The 21908-nt window shown below is 46.8% G+C and carries 12 protein-coding genes, 1 tRNA gene and 1 pseudogene; 12 read left to right on the plus strand and 2 right to left on the minus strand.

Annotated features, from left to right (window positions below; translation table 11 throughout):
- The first annotated feature begins 19 nt into the window (after positions 1 to 19).
- Positions 20 to 3112, plus strand: a complete 3093-nt coding sequence (locus tag IPK30_11245) for a DUF748 domain-containing protein (GenBank protein MBK8103812.1) — start codon at positions 20 to 22, stop codon at positions 3110 to 3112.
- Between the two features lie 35 nt (positions 3113 to 3147).
- On the opposite strand, the gene IPK30_11250 is transcribed toward IPK30_11245, so the two are convergent.
- A complete protein-coding gene (locus IPK30_11250; GenBank protein MBK8103813.1) occupies positions 3148 to 5349 on the minus strand; it encodes a malate synthase G in 2202 nt (733 codons plus the stop codon).
- Between the two features lie 205 nt (positions 5350 to 5554).
- Between IPK30_11250 and aceA the strand changes: the two genes are divergently transcribed.
- From aceA to IPK30_11305, 11 genes and pseudogenes are all read left to right on the plus strand, one after another.
- Positions 5555 to 6892 carry an isocitrate lyase gene (gene aceA / locus IPK30_11255; protein ID MBK8103814.1) on the plus strand — a complete coding sequence of 446 codons (1338 nt, stop codon included), beginning with the start codon at positions 5555 to 5557 and terminating at the stop codon, positions 6890 to 6892.
- A gap of 121 nt (positions 6893 to 7013) precedes the next feature.
- Positions 7014 to 7571, plus strand: coding sequence for an exodeoxyribonuclease V subunit gamma (locus IPK30_11260; GenBank protein MBK8103815.1), 558 nt, complete (start codon positions 7014 to 7016; stop codon positions 7569 to 7571).
- Entirely contained in the window at positions 7469 to 7810 is a 342-nt protein-coding gene (locus IPK30_11265; GenBank protein MBK8103816.1) for an exodeoxyribonuclease V subunit gamma, read from the plus strand. The genes IPK30_11260 and IPK30_11265 overlap by 103 nt, the downstream gene beginning before the upstream one ends.
- A gap of 8 nt (positions 7811 to 7818) precedes the next feature.
- Positions 7819 to 10410 carry an exodeoxyribonuclease V subunit gamma gene (gene recC, locus IPK30_11270; protein ID MBK8103817.1) on the plus strand — a complete coding sequence of 864 codons (2592 nt, stop codon included), beginning with the start codon at positions 7819 to 7821 and terminating at the stop codon, positions 10408 to 10410.
- Entirely contained in the window at positions 10407 to 14156 is a 3750-nt protein-coding gene (gene recB / locus IPK30_11275; GenBank protein ID MBK8103818.1) for an exodeoxyribonuclease V subunit beta, read from the plus strand. Before recC ends, recB begins: the two co-directional genes overlap by 4 nt.
- Positions 14157 to 14466: 310 nt before the next feature.
- On the plus strand, positions 14467 to 15729 hold the full coding sequence (gene recD, locus IPK30_11280) for an exodeoxyribonuclease V subunit alpha (protein MBK8103819.1): 1263 nt from the start codon (positions 14467 to 14469) through the stop codon (positions 15727 to 15729).
- 57 nt (positions 15730 to 15786) lie between these two features.
- Positions 15787 to 15872, plus strand: a tRNA-Leu gene (locus IPK30_11285).
- Between the two features lie 185 nt (positions 15873 to 16057).
- Positions 16058 to 17755 carry a pilus assembly protein gene (locus tag IPK30_11290; protein ID MBK8103820.1) on the plus strand — a complete coding sequence of 566 codons (1698 nt, stop codon included), beginning with the start codon at positions 16058 to 16060 and terminating at the stop codon, positions 17753 to 17755.
- A 25-nt stretch (positions 17756 to 17780) separates the two neighbouring features.
- The gene (locus tag IPK30_11295) at positions 17781 to 18434 is read left to right on the plus strand and encodes a hypothetical protein (protein MBK8103821.1); all 654 of its coding nucleotides are present in this window, start codon (positions 17781 to 17783) and stop codon (positions 18432 to 18434) included.
- Between the two features lie 17 nt (positions 18435 to 18451).
- Positions 18452 to 19515: pseudogene (sohB, locus tag IPK30_11300) on the plus strand (protease SohB).
- Positions 19516 to 19548: 33 nt separating this feature from the next.
- Positions 19549 to 20991 carry a wax ester/triacylglycerol synthase family O-acyltransferase gene (locus tag IPK30_11305; protein ID MBK8103822.1) on the plus strand — a complete coding sequence of 481 codons (1443 nt, stop codon included), beginning with the start codon at positions 19549 to 19551 and terminating at the stop codon, positions 20989 to 20991.
- Here the strand turns inward: IPK30_11305 and IPK30_11310 are convergent.
- Positions 20988 to 21905, minus strand: a complete 918-nt coding sequence (locus IPK30_11310; protein MBK8103823.1) for an alpha/beta hydrolase — start codon at positions 21903 to 21905, stop codon at positions 20988 to 20990. The genes IPK30_11305 and IPK30_11310 overlap by 4 nt on opposite strands.
- Positions 21906 to 21908 lie beyond the last annotated feature (3 nt).

Below are 21908 nucleotides of genomic sequence, written 5' to 3' on the forward strand. Positions count from 1 at the left end.
ATGCAACAAAGGAGAGAGGATGATGAACAGCAAGGATTGGATACAAAAAGCGCGGCAACTGGCATGCAATTACCGTCGCACGCTAATCACAGTGTTTTCTATTATCACTCTCTACACGCTGCTAGGATTTTTTATCCTGCCGTGGTCTATCCAGCGGTATTTGACGCACAGTTTTGCTGAAAATTTACAGCGCGGCGTAGAAGTTCACGCTGTGCGCTTTAATCCTTACAAGGTAAAACTGCAAATTGAAGGATTCAAAATTGCAGATACCGATAGCACACCGCTGCTATCCTTTGATTTGTTCAGTGTGAATTACAGCGCGTTGTCCGTATTTCGCTTGCGCTATGGCATTGAAGAAATTGCGCTGCAAAAGCCCTATATAAAATTGGATGCCAATGGCAAAGGTGGTTTTACCCTGCTAGATGCTTTTGCTAATTTGTCGAGTCAGTCGCCAGATAAACCGGCAGAAGAGCCGGAAAGCACAGCTGAAGTGCCGGCAGTATGGTTGGGCAATTTGCAGATCAGTGGTGGCTTGATTGATTACAGTGACGCTGCAAGAGCTGGTGGTTTTAAGCAGCGCGTCGAATTGCCAACGGTTGCTATTAACGATTTTTACACCAAGAAAAAAGAGCACGCCAATCGCTTTGAGTTGGAAATAGCAGATGAGCAAGGCGGCACTGTAACCTTAGGTGCCGTGTTGGAAAATCTGAAGCCACTGCGATTGAATGGTGATATTGCCATCAGCAATTTGGATCTTGCGCCCGCATGGCAGTGGTTGTCGTTGCCAGTTAATTTCAACTTGAAAGCGCCGCATCTGGCATTTAAGACTCAGTTTTCTGTGCAAATGGACAGTGCTTTGGATTTGCAAGCAATGAAAACTTCCTTGGAGCTGAAAGATTTAAGCATTTACAGCAAAGACAATGCGGAATCGCCGGTGATTCAACTGCCATTGTTGGGTGTGAATGATGTCAATGTGAACCTGTTGCAACAGTCAGTGACGGTTGGAAGTTTTCAAGCCAATGACGGCGTGGTGAATCTGGTTTTAGATAAGCAGGGTGTTGCCAACCTGCAAAACTTATTTGCGCAAACGGCAGCGGAAGAACCTACTCCTGCAGCTGCTCCTCCAGCATCAACGCCAACCGATACTAATGCTGCGCCAGCGCCAGCTAATACAGCACCTACGCCAGCTGCAGAAAAACCTTGGGATGTCTTGGTGCATCAAATACGCTTCAATAACTACACCATCAATATTCGCGATGAACAGCCTGCGCAGGCACTGGTGCTTGGTTTGACACCACTGACGATCAGTATTGATGAATGGAAGCCACTGTCTTCTGATCGTTTTTCTGTTCAGATTCAGAGTGGTTTAGTTAATGAAAGCAAAGCTGCCGTAGGCCAGTTACAGATTAATACGCAGCTTCAATTAACTCCATTGATTGCTGATACAAAAGTTGACTTGCAGCAATTTCAGTTGCCTACAATTCAGCCTTATGTGCAAGATGCCGTTCGCGCACAAATTAAGGATGGTGCGCTAACTGCAGCGTTGGATGTGCATTTCGAATCGGCGGAAAAGCCAGTGATAGAAATCAAAGGCACGGCAGGCATCAAGAAATTATCGGTTAAAGAACAAAAAGGCGATAAAAGTTTGTTGCAATGGGATGCGTTGGATATCGCAGGGCTTTCCTTTCGGTTACCAAATAATGAGTTAAAAATTGAGAAGGTGACGATAGAGAAACCAGATACTGGTTTTGTTATTAACTCAGATGGCTCCACCAATATTGAAAAAATGCTCGTGGCTGCAAAACCAGCGACCAGCAAAGCTGTCACTGCAAAAGCCGCAGCACCGAAACCTGCGGCCAAAGCCGAAAAGTCCGCTGCGCCAATGAAATTAGCAATTGGCACAGTAGATATCCGCAATGCCAACTTGGGGTTTGCGGATTTATCAATGAAGCCAAATTTCAAAGTGGCAATGAGTCAGTTGTCTGGCTCTATCAAAGACTTATCCTCGGATGCTAAAAAGCAGGCCAGTATCAATTTAAAAGGCAAAGTGGATCGCTACGCGCCGGTAACGATTAATGGAAAGATGAACCCCTTGGCAGCGAAGCCTAGTTTAGATGTGCAATTTGCGTTTAATAATTTAGAGCTGACCACATTCACGCCGTATTCAGGCACTTATGCGGGATTCAAAATTAAGCAGGGGCAGTTGTCGCTGGATATTAACTATCAGTTGGTTGATAACAAGATTCAAGGCAAAAACAAAATTGTGATGAATCAGTTGCAGTTGGGTGAATCGGTGGAAAGTCAAAAAGCCATTGATTTGCCCTTGCGTTTAGCTATTGCTTTATTGCGCGATGAAAACGGCGTGATTGATTTGGGTTTTGAAGTGGGCGGCGATCTCAATGATCCGCAATTTTCTGTCGGCGGCATTTTGTGGAAAGTGTTGAGCAATATGGTGATGAAAGTGGTGACCTCACCGTTCAAGGCTATTGCTTCGCTGGCTGGCGGCGGTGGTGAAGCGGCGGAAGGCGTCGATAAAATTGATTTTGCGGCAGGTCAATCTCAATTGGATGCGGCATCGCTAGGAAAACTCAAAATGGCGGCCGATTTACTCAACAAACGCAATAATTTGCGCATTACAGTGCAGGGCAATGCTTTGCCAGCTGATGATCGTGCTGCGTTACAAAATAAAAAATTAGCGATGATTTTGCAGCAAGACAGTAATGCGCCGATGGAAACCTACCTCTCCGCATCGGCTGCGGTTGAAGATGGCGGTGCTTATCGTGCATTAAATCGCCATTACAAAAAACAGAGCAATTATGATCTCGGCGACCTACAAGGAAAAATCAAAGCGCAGCGCACAGCAAAAGGCGAACAGTTGGATGATGCGGCATTAAAGCAGGCAGCTTATGAGCATGCGTGGAAAACAGCGCGCGACAAAATGGCGGTCAGTGATGATGAATTGCGTCAGTTGGCTTTGGAGCGAGCCACACAAATTAAATCGGTATTGGTGGAGCAGAATGGCGTTGCGCCGGAGCGTGTGTTTGTACTGGATGTGAATACGGATCCAGAAAAAGCCTCGCTGACGACTGCGTTGTCACTGGATGTGAACTAAGCGCAATCGTCAGCGAAGTGAAGAAGCGCTGGGCGTTATTGCCCAGCAGAAGCTTTCAGTTCGCGGCGACGGCGGTGTAAAACTGGCTCGGTATAGCCATTGGGTTGATGCACGCCACCAAACACCAATTCGCAGGCGGCTTGAAACGCTACGGATTCATCAAAGTTAGGTGACATATTACGGTAGTTGGGGTCGCCTGCATTTTGTCGGTCCACCACCACGGCCATGCGTTTGAAAGTTTCCAACACATGTACGCGTTTACAAAAATCGTGGCGCAACCAGTTGGCGATATGTTGGCTGGAAATACGCAGCGTGGCGCGGTCCTCCATCAAACCAATGTCATTGATGTCCGGCACTTTTGAACAGCCGACCCCTTGATCTATCCAGCGCACCACATAGCCGAGAATGCTTTGGCAGTTGTTATTGAGTTCTTGCTGAATATCTTCCTCGCTGAGTTTGGTATCGCCCAGTAAAGGCAGGGTGAGAATGTCATCCAAGCTGGCGCGCGTGCGATTTTGTAATTCTTTTTGTCGCTCAAACACATTCACTTTGTGATAGTGCATAGCGTGCAGAGTGGCGGCCGTGGGCGAGGGCACCCACGCAGTATTTGCGCCCGCCATCGGGTGCATGATTTTTGTGGCCACCATGTCTTTCATTAAATCAGGCATCGCCCACATGCCTTTGCCGATTTGTGCTTTGCCTGAAAGCCCGCAAGCTAACCCAATATCTACATTCCAGTTTTCATAGGCGCTGATCCACGGTTTTTGTTTCATTTCATTTTTTCGCGCCATCACACCGGCTTCCATCGAGGTGTGAATTTCGTCACCCGTGCGATCTAAAAATCCGGTATTGATAAAAATTACGCGCTCTTTCGCGGCGCGTATACACTCTTTTAAGTTGACCGTAGTGCGGCGCTCTTCATCCATGATGCCAATTTTTACGGTGTTGCGCGCCAAGCCCAGTGCGTGTTCTACACGGCCAAAAATTTCACAGGCAAAAGCCACTTCTTCTGGGCCGTGCATTTTGGGTTTAACAATGTAAACAGAATTGGTGCGCGAATTTTTGCGCGTGCCGATGGCTTTCAAATCGTGCATGGCAATTGCCACGGTAATCATCGCATCCAAAATGCCTTCTGGTACTTCTTCATCTTTGAGCAATACAGCTTCGTTGGTCATCAAGTGACCGACATTGCGCACCAACATCAATGCGCGACCATGTAGCGTAATCGGTTCACCTTTGGGGTTTAGCGCGTGCAAATCGGGCGCTAGAGTGCGCGTCACTTCTTTGCCGTTTTTCATAAACGAATCGACCAGCGTGCCTTTCATCAGGCCGAGCCAGTTGCGATAAACCTCGGTTTTATCTTCGCCATCTACAGCGGCAACAGAATCTTCGCAATCTTGAATGGTGGTGATGGCAGATTCCAGCGCCACATCTTTGATGTGTGCAGGATCATCGCGCCCGACAACATGTTCTGCATCAATTTGTATATCAATGTAGAGGCCGTTGTTGCGCAGTAAAACATGCGAAGGGTTGGATGGATTGCCGTCGGTGTTGCGAAACCAATAACCGGCAAATTGTTCTGATTTTTTTAAACCCATCTTGTTGCCGTTTTTCAGTGTGACTTCCAGTTGCGCATTGATAACGGCGTATTTCACCGCGTCGGCGTGTGAACCGTTGGCGAGTGGTGCAACTTCATCTAAAAATTGACGCACATAGGCGATGACTTTTGCGCCACGCACGGGGTTGTAACTGTTACCGCGCTCGCAGCCATCGGCTTCGTCAATCACATCGGTGCCGTACAGCGCATCGTACAAAGAACCCCAGCGCGCATTGGCAGCATTCAAGGCATAGCGTGCATTTTTTACCGGCACCACCAACTGCGGGCCAGCCAGTGTGGCAATTTCCTCATCCACATGATCAGTGGTGATGCTGAAGTCCGCGCCTTCTGGCATCAGGTAGCCAATTTTTTCCAAGAAGGCTTTGTATTTATCGTGATCGTGCGGTTTGTCGCAGTGTGATTGGTGCCAAGTGTCGATTTGTTTTTGTAGCGTGTTGCGTTTGTCGAGCAGGATGTTGTTCTTAGGACCGAGATCCATCACGATGGATTCAAACGCGCTCCAGAAATCTTCGCTGCTGATGTCGAGATCAGGCAGCACTTCATCAGCTACTAAGCGATAAAGTGGTTCGGCAATTTGCAAATTGCCTTGAGAAATGCGCGGCGTAGTATGTTGGCTCATAGCGATGGCTCGTGTTGCGAAGGGAAAAAAGCGGAAAAACAGGTGTTTTTTGTGCTGCGCGCATGATAGCAGAGCGTGTTGTAAAAATACTTCAGAACGGGGCGGCAAAAATCTACAAAACAGGCGGTTTTGGGTGGAAAAATCGCCATGAAATCCCTAGAATGCCGCCTCCTTTCACCACCCCTGAACCTTGCTGGAGACCACCATGTCCATCGGTAATTACGACCGCGATGCTGAAGTTGCCCGCCTGAAAAAAGATTGGGCAGAAAACCCTCGTTGGAAAGGCGTCACACGCCCTTATTCTGCAGAGGATGTTGTGCGTCTGCGAGGCTCCATCAAAGTGGAAAACACCATCGCCAAGCGCGGTGCAGAAAAGCTGTGGGAGATGGTGACTCAAGGCGCCAAGCCTGCTTTCCGTCCTGAAAAAGATTTCGTGAACTGCATGGGCGCGCTGACTGGCGGCCAAGCGGTACAGCAAGCCAAAGCGGGCGTACAAGCCATTTACCTCTCTGGCTGGCAGGTAGCTGCGGACAACAACAGCGCTTCTACCATGTACCCAGACCAATCCCTGTACCCAGTGGATTCTGTGCCTGCCGTTGTGAAACGCATCAACAACAGCTTCAAACGCGCAGACCAAATTCAATGGAAAGCGGGCATGAAGCCTGGCGATGCCGGTTATGTGGATTACTTCCTGCCTATCGTGGCTGACGCGGAAGCCGGTTTCGGCGGCGTGTTGAATGCTTATGAATTGATGCGCGCCATGATCGAAGCGGGCGCAGCTGGCGTTCACTTCGAAGACCAGTTGGCTTCCGTGAAAAAATGCGGCCACATGGGCGGCAAAGTATTGGTGCCTACGCAAGAAGCGGTGCAAAAACTGGTGGCTGCGCGTTTGGCGGCTGATGTGGCCGATGTGCCGACTATCGTACTGGCGCGCACCGATGCCAACGCGGCAGATTTGTTGACCTCTGATTTCGACCCGAACGACAAGCCGTTTGTGGTGGGTGATCGCACTGCCGAAGGTTTCTACCGCACGCGCGCTGGTATCGATCAAGCCATCAGCCGTGGTTTGGCTTATGCGCCGTACGCCGATTTGTTGTGGTGTGAAACAGCAAAACCGGATTTGGAAGAAGCGCGCGTTTTCGCAGAAGCGATCAGAAAGCAGTATCCCGATCAAATGTTGGCATACAACTGCTCGCCATCGTTCAACTGGAAGAAAAATATTGACGATGCCACCATCGCCAAATTCCAGCGCGAACTGTCTGCCATGGGTTACAAGTATCAGTTCATCACTTTGGCTGGCATTCACAACATGTGGTACAACATGTTTGAACTCGCGTATGCCTATGCGCGTGAAGACATGACAGCCTATGTTGAAATGGTGCAAGAGCCTGAGTTTGCAGCGCGCGATAAAGGCTATACCTTCGTCGCTCACCAGCAAGAAGTGGGTACCGGTTACTTCGATGATATGACTACCGTGATTCAAGGTGGTGCATCGTCGGTGACTGCTTTGACGGGTTCTACCGAAGAAGAGCAGTTCCACTGAGTGACTCAGTTCACGGTTTGGTAAAAAAGCCCACTTTACAGATTGTGTCAAAACTCACGATCTAGCAGCTGACTAAAACGCCCTGAATTCAGGGCGTTTTTTTTGTGAACAAGGATGCGAAATGACGGTCACCGTGCACTTTTCCAACCGCATTGAAACCCTGCGTGATATGGCGCTGTCTGCTTTGTCACAACCCATGCTGGATCCGCTTGCTACCGAATATGTGTTGGTTGATAACAAAGTGATGGGGCAGTGGTTCCACCTGCAATTTGCCCAGCACTGCGGTATTGCTGCCAACACGCGAGCTATTCAGCCACATGAATTATTTTGGCTTCTGGCGCGCGCAGTTGTCTCCCATGACATCCCCAAAGAAACGCCGCTATCGAAATTGGAAATGACATGGAAGTTATATAGTTTGCTCGGCGATAAAAAAATATTGCAGCAAGCTGCCATGAAGCCGGTGCGAAATTATCTTCAAGGTGAGGAAAGCTACGCGCTGAAACGCTATCAGCTGTCAGCAGCAGTGGCAGATTTGTTCGATCAGTATCTGATTTATCGCCCCGTAATGATGTTGGCGTGGGAAGCGGGAAAGTCAGAAAAAATGAAGACGCCAATGCCGCTTGGCAAAGGACACTATGGAGCGCTATCGCTAAAGGGCAGCAGCATCGTGCAGCGATAGAAAAGTCTTTATTGGAAGCATTGGACAAACGAGACAGTACGCCTATTCAGATGGCAATTCCTCTGCAGCGTCTCAGTGTGTTTGGCGTAACTTCTATGCCGCCGCATTTGGTGGATATGTTGATGTTGTTAGGCAAGCATATTCCTGTTGATTTGTTTGTGTTAAATCCTTGTCGTGAGTATTGGTTCGATATTCAGTCGGCAAAAACATTGGAAAAAATTTACAAAAGCGCACATTGAATGACGGTGTGATCGGCAATCCTTTGTTGGCGAGTCAAGGGCAGCAGGTGCGGGAGTTTATTGAGTCTTTGTATGCGCGCCATGATCAATATGCGTTTCATGAAGTAGAAAACTATTGCGAATCTGATAAAGCAACGCTTCTGCGGTGTGTTCAGCAAGAAATTCTAGATTTGCAATATCAAGGTGGCATGGCACTCAGAAGCGCCCTTATTCGTGATGCCAAAAAACAACCTATTCCAGAAGTCGAAGATTTAAAAGCAGTGCGAAGTGTGCAGGTTCACAGTTGTCACAGTCCGTTGCGAGAAGTGGAAGTGCTGCATGATCAACTGCTCGCCATGTTTAAACAAGATCCGACATTAAAACCGCGCGATGTTGTGGTGATGATGCCGCAAGTGGCGCCTTATGTGCCGTATGTGGATACGGTATTTGGTGCTACATCCAATGTGTTGCCATATCACATTACGGATCGCAGTTGGTTGGAAGAGGTTCCTCTCTTAAATGCGCTGAACTTATTGCTGGGATTGCCGAATAGTCGCTTGCCACTTGCCGATATTTTGGCTTTGCTAGAAGTGCCTGCAATTCAAGCGCGTTTCGCTATCGATCGTGATGGATTTGAAAAGCTAAAAAAATGGTTGCGTGATAGTGGTGTGCGTTGGGGCTTGGATGCTTCGCATCGTGAGCAAGAAGATCTTCCTGCATACAGTGAATTTAGTTGGGAATTTGCCATTAATCGCTTGTTGGCTGGTTATGGCATGTCAGCTGGTGACATGCCCTTGGCGTTAGGAGGCGATAGCCTGCCTGTGATGCCATTCGATGAAGTAGAGGGCGGCAGCGCGGAACTGCTCAACAGCTTTTTACAATTTTGGGATACTTTGCTGCGTTTTAGAAAAGAATTATCAACGCCAGCAAGTGCGGTGATTTGGTGTGATCGCATCGACGAATTATTGGAGGCTTTTATCGTTCCGCAGTCGGACGAAGAGCAGCTAGCGCTGCGCGGTATTCGCCGTGAGATTTATGCACTCAATAAAGCACAAGCGTGGTGTGAAGAAGAAATTGACATCGCAGTGGTGCGCGCATTAATCCAGCCGACTTTGCAGGCGCCTGCACAGGGCGGTCATCCGTGGCGAGAAGGGATTAAGTTTTGCAGCTTGATGCCAATGCGCGGCGTGCCATTTCGTGTGGTGTATATCTTGGGCATGAATCAAAGTGATTATCCTAAACGCAGCACGCAATCCAGTTTTGATTTGATGAGAAATTATTACCAAGCCGGTGATCGTTCACGCCGCGTGGATGATCGTTGGTTGTTTTTGGAAGCATTGCTATCGGCGCGCGATGTATTTCATGTTAGCTATATCGGCAGAGATCAGCGCAAGAATGAAGAGCGACAGCCTTCTGTTGTGTTGGCAGAGTTGATGGACTATCTGCGCAATGGCTACTGTTTGTCAAAGATGGATGATGCTGATGGTAAGCAGTTCATTAAACAGTTGATTATTGAGCACCCCTTGCAGCCATTTCATGTGGCATATTTTCAGAAATCACAAAGTGAACTTCTGCAATCCTTTAACAAGCAAGCGCTGGTTATTGCAGTGCATAAGAGGCAGGAGAGAAAAGCGCCTGTATCAACGGTCTCTTGGGTTAAATCAAAAAAAACAAATACGACATTGGATGTTTCGCTAGAGAGTTTTGTGCGCTTTTTTATAAAGCCAGAACAGTGGTTCTTTCGTGATCGCTGCAACAAAGTCTCTCTGAAAATCTATGATGAATCTGTATCGGATGCCGAAACTCTGCATTTGAATGATGCTCTGGATACTTGGGCTGTCAAAGATGCACTGTTGAATTTGGCGGGAACTGCTGAGGCGCAGGAGGGTGTCGAGCTTAATCAGCGTATTGACGCCTTGTTTGATCGACTGGCAAAGCAATGGACGGCAGAAGGGCGTTGGCCACTCGGCAATGGCAGCGATAGCTTGCGCAATAAAATGAAAAAAGAACTTACAGAATACTGGCTGGATGCAAGGAAATCGCTGCTGGGTGAAGCTGTGACTCACGCCGGTGAATATGAAGTGAAAACCAAGCTGGGATCTCTTCTTATTCGCGGTGAGTTGTCATGCATTGGCGATACTTTTTTCTTTCATACCGCCAGCAAGAAAAGTGACGCCAAAGAGTTTCAACTGGCAATCCAATCTACTTTTGCGGCTATTGCTATGCCGCGTGTAAAGCGGTCCGTAGCTGCCTTCTGGGAAGAAGGAAAGCCTGTGCAGAGTGAAGCTTTAAAAATTAATAAAGCTAATGAAGACTTTTTGGAAATATTGGCTGCCCTGTATCTGCAGTATCGCGAATATGGTTTGCCATTCCAGCCAGATGTTTCTTTAAAGTACAAAGAGGAATATCAAGATAGCGATCGAGATAAATGGGAGTCGAGTATTAACAAAGCATGGGAAGGTGACAGTTATGCTGGTGGCAGCGCAGGTCTTGCTGGTGATATTCAGTCGGTTGCCTTTTACATGTCTGAGCAACGCTTGTTAGATGAAGATTTTTTGAAAACGGCGTCCACGGTAACGAATGCTTGGAAACAATGGAAAGAATCTGAGGTTCAGGTATGAGTTTTAGTCCAGCTACAGTGAGCTTGCATGGCCGCCACTTGATAGAAGCCAGTGCTGGCACAGGGAAAACCTACAGCATTGCGAATTTATTTTTACGGTTATTGTTGGAGCCGCATCCCTCACAGACAAATAATCAGCCTTTGTTGGTCGATCAGATTCTAGTTGTGACTTTTACCAATGCTGCGACAGACGAACTGCGCGGAAGAATCCGTAAAAAAATTGAGGCGGCTCTGCAATGCTTTCGTGGTGGCAACAGTAGCGATGCATTTATTGAGCAATATGCGCGCGACTGTTTGAAAGACGATACTGCTCGCCATTTGGCATGTGAGCGGTTATACAGTGCATTGCTGCTGGTAGATGATGCTGCCATTTTTACCATACACAGTTTTGCTGCGCGGGCGATTCAAACTTTTCTGTTTGAAACCGGTGCGCTGGCCGATGTGGAAGTAACGATAGGTGGTAGCGATAGAGACGCTCAGTATTTAGGCGATATCACTCGCCTATTGGCGGTGGGTGAGCACAGCAATCTTGGGTTGTTTTTATCTGAACGCGGTGTCAACGGTAGAGGATACGCCGCTGCGATCAATGCTTTTCTCAAGCGATCGGGAATTCATATTTTACCTAGCGCGATTAGTTTCAAAGACTCTGTTGCTCAGTATGAGAAAAGGCGAGACAGCCTTCTAAAAGAGCGTGATCGGCTGGCAAAGTCATGGAGTTATGTGGATACCAATGCAAAGGGAAATGCAGAGCTAATCAATGAGGCGTTGCAGGCTATTGGGGGAGAGTCGTCGAGTCGAAACATTAAAGACTGTATTAAATTCATGAATGATAAATTTTCAGTTATTCATGATAGTTTTAAATTGGGTAAAACGCAGCGTGTGGTATTGGAAACGCCTAATGCTGATTCTCTAGCGGGATTGGCGAAGGACTTGTATTGCAGGGTCAAAAACCTATCTGATTTCAATGCTAACGAAGAAGAATTCAAAAAATCAGTATCCGTTGGTCTCTCTGCTTTGCTCGAGCTGTTACAACAGCGAAACTTGCAAATGGATTTGGCACAGATGCAGCCGGACGATGTCATCCATTTGCTGAACGAAAAACTACAGGATCCTCAGGCGGCAGATATATTGCGGAATGCACTCACACGACAGTACCCCGTTTGTATGGTGGATGAGTTTCAAGATACCGATCCGGATCAATTTCGCATGTTTGATCAGCTGTATCAAAATTCAACAGATCTTGGCTTGTTTGCTATCGGTGACCCCAAGCAGTCGATATATGCGTTTCGTGGGGCGGATGTATTTTCATATCTTGATGTAAAGTCAAAAATAAACCCTAACAATATTCATGCGCTGGATATTAACTTTCGTTCCAAGCAGGGAGTGATAGAAGGTGTTAATGCACTCTTTGGTGAAGCGAGCCCTGCGTGTGCCGAGCAGCCAGTATTTGTTTATGCAGGAATCGAGTACGCCCCCGTATATTCTTGTGAGCAGCCACCTGTTGATAGTGGATTGGTGTCTCAATCGCGTGGTATTTACCGTGTCGGCAAGAAAGAGCCGGCCTCACTGGTGTTTGTTGGTTATGAGGGTGAAACAAGTCAAACACTGAATAATTTATTGCCGGTTTATGCCAAAGATTGTGCGGAGCGTATTCTGGCACTACTTCACGGCAAAGAATGTGCAACGGTAGAAAAGGACGGCGTGGAATTTCCTGTGAAAGCGGGGGATATTGCTGTTTTGGTGAGTGATTACAAGCAGGCTAAAGCCGTTAAAAGCGCGTTAGCGAAGAAAAACTTATCTGCCGTATATTTAGCACAGAAGGACAGTGTTTTTAGCAGTTGTCTCTTTTCTAAAGACCTATTGTTTGTTTTGCGCGCTATGGATGAGCCAAATAATTTGTACTATTTGAAATCTGCACTCGCTACGCCTCTGATGCGCCACTTTCAAGTTGGTACGGTGTTGCTGGATTCGCTCGAAACAGATGATGGGCTAGAGAAAGCAATAGAGAAGTTCTCAAGTTTGTGCAAGTGCTGGCAAAGCCAAGGTGTATTTTCTGCGTTATATCAGTTATTTGATCAGTACGGTCTCGGTGCTGCATTCGCAGAGCAAGTGGATTGTGATCGCTTAATGACAGATTTTCGTCATCTGGGTGATTTATTGCAGCAGCAGTATTTGTTGGTAGGTTCTCGTGAGCGCTTGATTGATTGGTATGCCGATCAGTTGTCTGATGACTCTTCGCTAGATGAAGACGCCAAAAGCATCCGCTTGGAAAGCGATGACAATTTAATAAAGATTGTGACGCTGCACGGCTGTAAAGGTTTGGAGTATCCGGTGGTGTTTATTCCATTTTTCTTCGGTGCCAAGGATGTGGATTTATGCAGAGATCCACCGTTCTACCATCGTCAAAAAGAGAAGGCAGGATGGGAATCTGTTTTGGATTTTCAAGCGGATGGCGATGCAGTTGCGCTTGCTATGCAACAAGAACGCATGGCAGAAAGTATGCGTTTACTGTATGTCGGCATCACGCGAGCCATTTACCAATGCTACATTGGCATTAGTCGATCCCACTATTCTAAGTCCCTCATTCACGCCTTTCCAAAAACTTGCTTTGCTCACTTGTTGGATTTAAAAGAAGCAATTTCACCGACTTGGGATGTTATCAAAGGAAAATTACAGGAACGCATGAGTGATACACCTTGTGCATTTGAAACGGTTTTGCAGGCAAGCAGTGATACTTATATCTCGCCCACACAGGAAAATAGGTCAGAAGACTTGTCTGTGCAGCAAGCTGTTTTCCCCTCGTCTTTTTGGCAGATCACTAGCTATTCTGCATTGGCTTACCAAAAAGACACGCACAGCATTTCTGATAGTAAGCAAGATGAGACATTGGCAGAGCCGGATAATCTCCAGCGTTTAATGGATATCGAGGCCGACTTGTATTGGAAAAACAATATCCGTTACTCGTTGCGTGGTGGGGCAAATACAGGGGACTGTTTACACAACATATTAGAACACGTTGCCAAGGGTGAAATCTTGGAAATGGCTGTGTCACAAGAATTGCGAGCGTTTGGCCTGACTAAGCAGATAGGTGCTTTAGCCGATGACGCTGCAGAAACAGCACAAAAAGAGCAGCAACAAGCAGTTGTAAATTGGATGCATGATATTTTGGCAGCACCGTTGAGCAGTGATGTTCCATCGTTGGGTGACTTGTTTTCAAGCGCTTATGTTTTGCCTGAGTGCGGCTTTGACTTTGCGATTGGCAGCCAACAGAGTGAAGTGAATATCTCTTACCTCAATGAGGTTCTGCAATTACAGTGTGGCGCTTCTTCTGGTGTTGCTAGAAAAGACCATAAGAAACAGATCAATGGCGTCATGACGGGTTTTATTGATTTGCTGTTTATCCATGATAAGAAAATCTATGTTATGGATTACAAATCCAATACCTTGGGTAAGTCGCCGCGTTTTTATGACAATGCTGCGATGCAACTTGCTATGCAAGATAGCCGTTATGACTTGCAGTATTTAATTTATTCAGTAGCCGCACATCGATACATGAAACAGCGCTTGGGAAGTCGTTATGTTTTTGATGGTGGCGAGTACAGTTTTGGCGGAATCTTCTATTTGTTTTTACGCGGCATGGGGCTGCAGGAATATCCCCAACACGGCATCTATTTTTCAAGGCCTACTGCACAGCAGATTGCACAGTTGGATGCTGCGTTTGTAGGTGAGGTGTTGAGTCATGCTTAATACAACACGCGTACTGGATCAGCATTTCGCCAATTGGGTCGTAAAACATTTCGCCCAAGGTCTTTCAAAACAAGATAGTGAAACAGTAAACAGATTGGCAGAAGCGACCAGCCTGGCTGTTGCATTGAAGCACACTTGTTTAGATCTCGCTGTTTGCGAGCACCTGGGAGAGCCAGTTTTTAAACACATATTGGCTGGAATTAATGCTTCTGATGCAAAGCGGTTGCTAACACCTTCCGTAGCGCCTCTGTTAGCTTCACCGGATGGTCAATATATTTGGTTGCAGAAATACCATGCTTTTGATTGTGCTGTGGCAGAGAATTTGTTCCTTATGCAGCGCGAGAAACGCTTGGAAATTATTACCGGTGGGCCTGGGACGGGAAAAACATGGAATGCGGCGCAGCGCATTAAAGACGAGTTAGAGACGAATCCCAAATGTGTTATTAAGTTAGCCGCGCCTACAGGCAAAGCAGCCAACAATATGATGAACGCACTTATGCGAGCAGATTTTGATACAACAACACATGCTCTCAAAGGTTTAACGCTGCATGCCTTACTGGGTTTGAACGGCAGTAGCCCAAAACCGCGTTACCATAAGAACAATCCCTTGGCCTGTGATTTGTTGATTGTTGATGAAGCATCCATGATCGATTTACCGATGATGTATCGCTTGTTAGATGCCATCCCAAAATCAGCAATACTTTTACTGCTAGGGGATAAAGATCAGTTGGCATCGGTGGAGGCGGGGAGTGTGCTGGCAGATATTTGTACAGCCTTGCAGGGTAATCCCTGCATTCAGTCGCTTACTGAAAGTCGTCGCTATAAAAGTTCGCCTGAAATTGGTGAGCTCGCGGTGGCAATTAATGCCGGTCGTGTGCCTGACATGCGCGCCAATCAGAGTGTCTTGCTGCATGTATCTGATGCGCAGTCCGCATGGAAGCCCGTATGGCTAGAACAAGCTGCACGCGGTTATGGCTGGATTGCAGACGCACTAAAAAACAAACTATCGCCACTGGAAATTTTACAGCAGCAAACGCAGTTTCAATTGTTGTCGGCCTTGCGTGAGGGACCTTATGGCGTAGACGGTATCAACCGCCTGATTGCAGAAAAACTGAATCACAATCTGGATGCTTGGTATGCCGGGCAGCCGGTGATGATCACGCAGAATGACCACAATCGAAAACTCTATAACGGCGATGTGGGAATGGTGTTGGAATACGAAGGGCAGCTAAAAGCTTGTTTTATTGTTAACAACACGATTAAAGCCATTTCGCGTGCACAGATGCCTGCGTATGAAACTTGTTACGCCATTACCGTGCACAAGTCACAAGGCTCTGAGTATGAGCGCGTGATGATTGTCCTGCCTGCTGATACGGAAGTGGCGCGTGCTAATCCCGTGCTGACGCGTGAATTGGTTTACACGGCGATCACACGGGCAAAATCCCAAATTGATCTCTGGGTCGGTGAGGGCGTGTTGGAGGTTGTCGCTCAAAAAACCACACAGCGCATGTCAGGATTGAGTCAAATGTATGCGCTATGCAAGGAAGAGCAAACAGCGTCCCATAATGGCTAGCCAGCGGCGCTGCTTCTGCTACAATGCGCGCCGTTCTGAAAGTCGCCTGCTACGCAAGCCCGAGTGGTGAAATCGGTAGACACAAGGGACTTAAAATCCCTCGGGGCAACCCCGTGCCGGTTCAAGTCCGGCCTCGGGCACCATTCTTCAATATTTCTTCTATTCTCCGCCTACATCGGATCATCTTACTTGAGGATTGTGATGTAGGTGCTTGAAATCCTGATACCCCGCCTAGATAATCGCGCTAATCTTCGGATTATTAAAAGAAAATGGCGCCACGCGCACAGCGCTGGAATGCCTGCCAATAACTAGCTATCAGGATGCCAGCGTGTCTGATCAACGAGCCGTTAATCTCACTTCCCTGAATATCGTTAAAAACGAGTTTCTAGCCACAATCCAGCTGGCAACCAATCAGTTAGAACAATACATCTCAGCACGCGATCGACAAGATTTAGTGGATGCCGCGCTAGAGAGTTTTCAGCAAATTGATGGTGTGTTTCGCATCGTTCAGCTGCAGGGCGCTGATCTGCTCACAGTAGAAATTATTGATGTATTAAAGAACCTGCCGCCCAATGCCGATGCCTCCTACGACACCGCGCTGTCCGCTGTCAGCACAGCATCCTTTGTTGCGACGCGTTATTTTGAATATGTGCAGCAATTTGAAAAATCCATGCCTGTGTTGTTGTTGCCATTTATCAATGATATTCGCGCTGCAAAAAAAATAGCGCCGTTATCTGAAAGCCAATTTTTGATAATGAATGCACAAGGTGGTGAGCATGCAATTGCTTCATCTGCGCCGTATACGCTAGATGCAGGACGCCGTTTTCGGCATATGTATCAAGTGGGATTGCTGGGCGTGTTGCAAGGGCAGAATGCGGATTATTCGCTTGGATTAATGCAGCGCGCATTGGAAAGAACGGATGCGATCAGTGGCGGCAAGCCGTTTGGCAAAATTCTATGGGCGGCAGCCGTTGCACTTTCTGTTATTCGTGAGAAAAAAATGGCGCTGCCTAACGCGCGAAAAATATTGCTGTCGGCGGTTGATCGTCAATTGAAGAAAATGGTACAGCAGGGCGAGTCATTTTTTGATACGCCGATTGATGAAGAATTGCTGCGCGCGTTGGTCTATATCGTTGCTGTATCTGCTTCTGATTCTGCGCAGGCAAAAGCTGTGCGATCTGCGTTTGCTGTTACGCCGTTGGGATATTCAGAAGCAGATGTCGAAGAAGAGCTTAATAATTTGCGCGGCCCTGGATTGTCTACTGTGCAATCGGTCGCTGAAGTTATTCAAGAAGAGTTGCGCTCTAGTAAAAATGCGCTTGAAATGGCAGCGCAAGGTGGCGGTGATATCGTTACTACTTATCCCGATATGATTGCCTCTCTCACACGAGTTGCAGATACCTTGTCTGTGGTTGGATTGGTATCTCCAGGCCAGGTGTTACGCGACCAAGTGGCAAAGATCAGTCAGTGGGAACAAGAGCAACATGCAGCGGATAACGCGCAGCTGGTTGAGGTGGCGGACACCTTGCTTTATATCGAAAGTACAGTTTCTGCGTTGCAAAACATCAACTTGTCGCAGGCAAAATTGGCCGAAACCAATGCCTTGAGTAAAGATACCATCATCGCGCAAAGTCAGCTGGCAGAGGCCGAGAAAGTTGTATTGGATGAGGCACAATCCGGTTTGGCATTGATCAAGCGCGCCATGGCTTCTTATGCCGAATCGGGCTATGACCCTGCTTATATTGCCAACTTGGGCAAAAGCCTCAACAGTGTGCGTGGCGCCTTGATTCTGATGAATATGTCACGCGCGGCAAAGGTTGTAGAGTCCTGTGCTCAGTTTGTTGATACGAAATTAATTCGTGCTGACGCGAGCGGCGCCATTCAACAGCTGATGGATACTTTTGCAGACGCTGTGATGAGTATTGAATATTTTCTTGAGGCTTATATTGCCGTTCATAAGCAAGATCACTCTATACTGGAAATTGCCGAAGAATGTGTTGGTGCCTTAGGATTTCCGGTTAACTAATTGCGGCGTATTTAAGGAGTAAATTATGGTTTATCAGATAGTCGCTGTTCTTCTTTTCGTTGTCTCGGCTGCAGCTGTTTTTTTTTCCATAAAGTTATTAGGCAATAAGAAATGGATAATTGGTTTTATCCGCGGCTGCGTAGGATTGTTGTTAGCAGCGACAGCAGGATTTATGGCATTGGCTGGAGCGGATGTTTTTAGCTACAACACGGCTACCAGCGACACCAATGTGATAGCTACTGTCAGTTTCCGTAAAAAAGATGCCAATAACTATATTGTTGAACTACAAGAGCCGTCCGGCTCATTTTATAGCCGCGAAGTTGAAGGGCAGCAATGGCAACTAACGGCAAGAAGTTTTTCATGGCCGCCATTGCTTGCTTTTGTTGGCTTACGCTCTGGTTATCAGTTGCAAAATATTTCTGGTCGTTTCATTGAGCTGCAGCTAGATAAAATGGTTGGGCAGAAACAACCTGAGGCTTTAGTTTCGGCGGGCATATTTGATACATGGAGCTTTCTAAATAATTACCCCTATGTGTTGCCTATTGTTACTGCTCATACGGCAACGCTAGGCTTTGCACCAATAGCTGATGGTGCAATCTATGAGGTGGTGTCTGCCGGTCAGAATTTGTCTGCCAATCCGGTAAACGATGCGGCTAAAAACGCCATGAAAAGCTGGTAATTGACTCTTGGGGTTTTATGGATTTTTTGTTTGAGTACGGCATTTTTTTAGCAAAGACTGTCACTATTGTGGCAGCTATAGGTTTTCTACTAGTTACCTTAACCTCTACCACACAGCGCCTAAAAAAAATGGAGAAGCAGGGCTATGTGGAAATTAAAAGCCTTAATGAAAAATATGAGGATATTTCCCATGCCATGCAGGCGGCCATCCTCTCAGAGGCAGATTATGAGGCGACAGAAAAAGCAGAAAAGAAAGCCAATAAAATCAAGCTGAAAGCTGAAAAAGCCAAACACAAAAAAGGCCAAGAAAACGCCGTGCGTAAGCCGCGTTTGTTTGTGATGGATTTTTTGGGCGATATCAAGGCATCTGATGCGGAAATGCTATCTGAGAAAATCACCGCGGTTTTGACGCAGGCAAAACCAGAAGACGAGGTGGTACTTCGGTTAGAAAGTTCAGGTGGTATGGTGCACTCCTATGGCTTCGCTGCTTCGCAACTGCAACGCATTCGTGATAGATCTATCCCTTTGACAGTTTGTGTTGATAAGGTTGCTGCCAGTGGTGGTTACATGATGGCATGTATTGGTAGCCAGATTTTCTCGGCGCCGTTTGCTGTTATTGGCTCTATTGGCGTGGTAGCGCAGATCCCTAATTTTAATCGTCTGTTGAAGAAGCACGATGTAGATTATGAGGTGCTGACAGCGGGTGAATATAAGCGCACGCTGACTATGCTGGGTGAGAACACGGAAAAGGGCCGAGAGAAATTCCAGCAAGAAATTCAAGAAACACATGATTTATTTAAGGATTTTGTTGCAGCTTCTAGACCTGATCTCAATATGGATATTGTGGCAACTGGTGAGACTTGGTTTGGTAAAAAGCAGTTGATCTGGGCCTTGCTGATAAAATTTTAACCAGTGAAGAGTATATTTTTTCACGCCATCCAGATGCGGATATCTATCATATTGGCTGGATTGAAAAGCATAGTATTGCTGAACGCTTGGGTTTTGCAGCTGAAGCGTCAATTGAGCGTGTCTTAAAACGCGCATTGTCGGAAGTGAAAAATCGCAAAATTTTTCTGCAGTAGCATTTCCCTGATACATTTTTGGTGACGGTATTTATGAAGCAATTAAGTGGCTTGGACGCGCTTTTCCTGCATGCAGAAATGCATGGGATGCCAATGCATATGTCCATGTTGGCTATCTACGATCCATCATCAAAAAGTGAAGGTGTGGAATTTAAAGACATTATTCGCCTGTTTGAAGCTAGAACGCAGGGCGACTTATCTTTGTTGCGCTGTAAGTTAATGGAAGTGCTGTTCAATGTGGATCAGCCGTATTGGGTGGAAGACCAGCACTTTGATCTTGTCTACCATGTCCGTCATATCGCCTTGCCTAAGCCGTGTAATTGGCAAAAACTGTGCTCCATGGTTGCTAACTTGCACGCACAACCATTAAATCGCAATCGCCCGCTTTGGGAGGTGCATGTCATTGATGGTTTGGATCAGATTGAAGGTATTCCAGCGGGTTGTTTTGCTGTGTTATTTAAAATTCATCACGCCCTGATGGATGGAAAAACAGCTATGGAAGTATTCAACAGCCTGCATAAAGTAATGAACGAAGGCTCTCATCATTTAAAGGCGGTGGAGGCTGACTTTGATCGATTTGTTGAATACGAATCTGATGTGCGGTTACCAAAAATATTGGCTAGCGCCGCGCTGAATAATATCTATAAAACTGGGAATATTATTCGCATGGTTGGGCGTGCTTTGGGGATGTATAGCTCCATCATGCGCGGCATAGAGTCGCGTGAAATAAAGCAGCTTCACAAAAATAAAACGCGATTTAATGGTGTTGTTTCACCGCGACGAGTTGTAGATCGCGTCAATATTCCCTTGGGGGATATTCATAAAATTCGAAAAAAAGTTGATGGCGCAACCGTTACTGATGTCGCGCTGAGTGTGATTGGTGGAGGATTACGCCGGTATTTGCAGGCTAAAGCGGAAATGCCAGAAGATTCTCTGGTTGCCGCTGTTCCATTGAGTGTAAAGAAAACAGAAGAAAGTGAGTTGGTTGCTGGCAATGAAAAAATCAGCTTGGCAAATGTGGCTTTGCGTACTGATGTTAAGGATCCGCTAGAGCGCTTAAAAAAAGTTCGCAAAGAATCACAAGCTGGCAGAGCTTATGCCAATGCCGTAGGCAAGAATTTGGTATCCGATGCTATGGGGTGCATGTACCCAGGTTTAGTGGCTTGGGGGGTAAAAACTGCGGTTGAATCAGGTGTTTTAGATAAATTCCCTCCAGCGAGTAACACCATTATTGCTAACCTCGCTGGCTCTACTGAGCCGTTGTATTTTTGCGGAGCGAAAATGGTGGATGCCTTTGGTATGGCACCTTTAATGCCCAATACGGGGTTGTTTCACACCATGTCGAGTACATGGCAATCTTTAACAATTGCATTCACAGCCGACAGGCAAAAAATGGAAGATCCTGCTTTTTACGCGCAATGCTTGCGAGAATCTTTCGATGAGTTGTATGCGGCCGCATTACCAGAAAAAGCTTAAGCAGTATCTTTATCGTGTAGATGTTTGGCAATAAAAGCACCAATACGATTGATGGCAGTTTTGCCTTCAGGGATGAACATCGCCAGTGTTTGCCACACATGCGGCATGCCGTCCCAAAGTTCTAGTTCGCAAGGCACTCCAGCGGCACGATACTTCGCAGCTAGCCTGCGAGAATCATCCAACAATACCTCGTCTTTGCTCACTTGAATGAGTGTAGGGGGCAACCCTGTTGGATCTCCATAAAGCGGAGAGGCGTAAGGATCGCGCGTGGATGCGCCTGCTAAGTAATATTGCGCGCCTTCGGGTAGGCCGTCACCAGGAATTAGCGCATCGCGTTTCAAATTGGTAATAACGGATTCGCCCGTAACAGCTAAATCAGTCCAAGGAGACATCGCCACTGTAGCTGCAGGCAATGGCAAACCGATGTCGCGAATTTTTAATACAGTGCCGTATGTAAGACCACCACCAGCGGAATCACCAGCGATCACAATGTTTTCAGGTTTGTAACCCTGATCAAGCAGCCAGCGATAGACTTTTATCGAGTCTTCTAAAGCAGCAGGGTAGGGATGTTCCGGCGCGAGTCGATAATCGGGGGCAATAACTCTGCATTTTGATGCAACAGATAAACGCCAAAGAATATCTTTATGTGTTGTGTGTGCAGAACAAAAAATGTAACCGCCGCCATGCAAATACAAAATTAATTTTTCAGGCTCTGCTCCCATTGCTTTAACCCACAAGCAAGGAATGCCATCAATTCTTTCTGAACGAAAATCAATATCCGCGGGAGGCTTGGGCATGCGCCGTGAAGAGTTATTAACCAAACGACGCAGAGCAACATGATCCGTATTAGAGAACATGCGCTTTTTCAACACGCGCAACACCAGTTTGAATGCTGTGGCCTGATAGCTGCTCATAAA

Source organism: Cellvibrionales bacterium, assembly GCA_016713115.1.
In the GTDB taxonomy this organism is placed as follows: domain Bacteria; phylum Pseudomonadota; class Gammaproteobacteria; order Pseudomonadales; family UBA7239; genus UBA7239.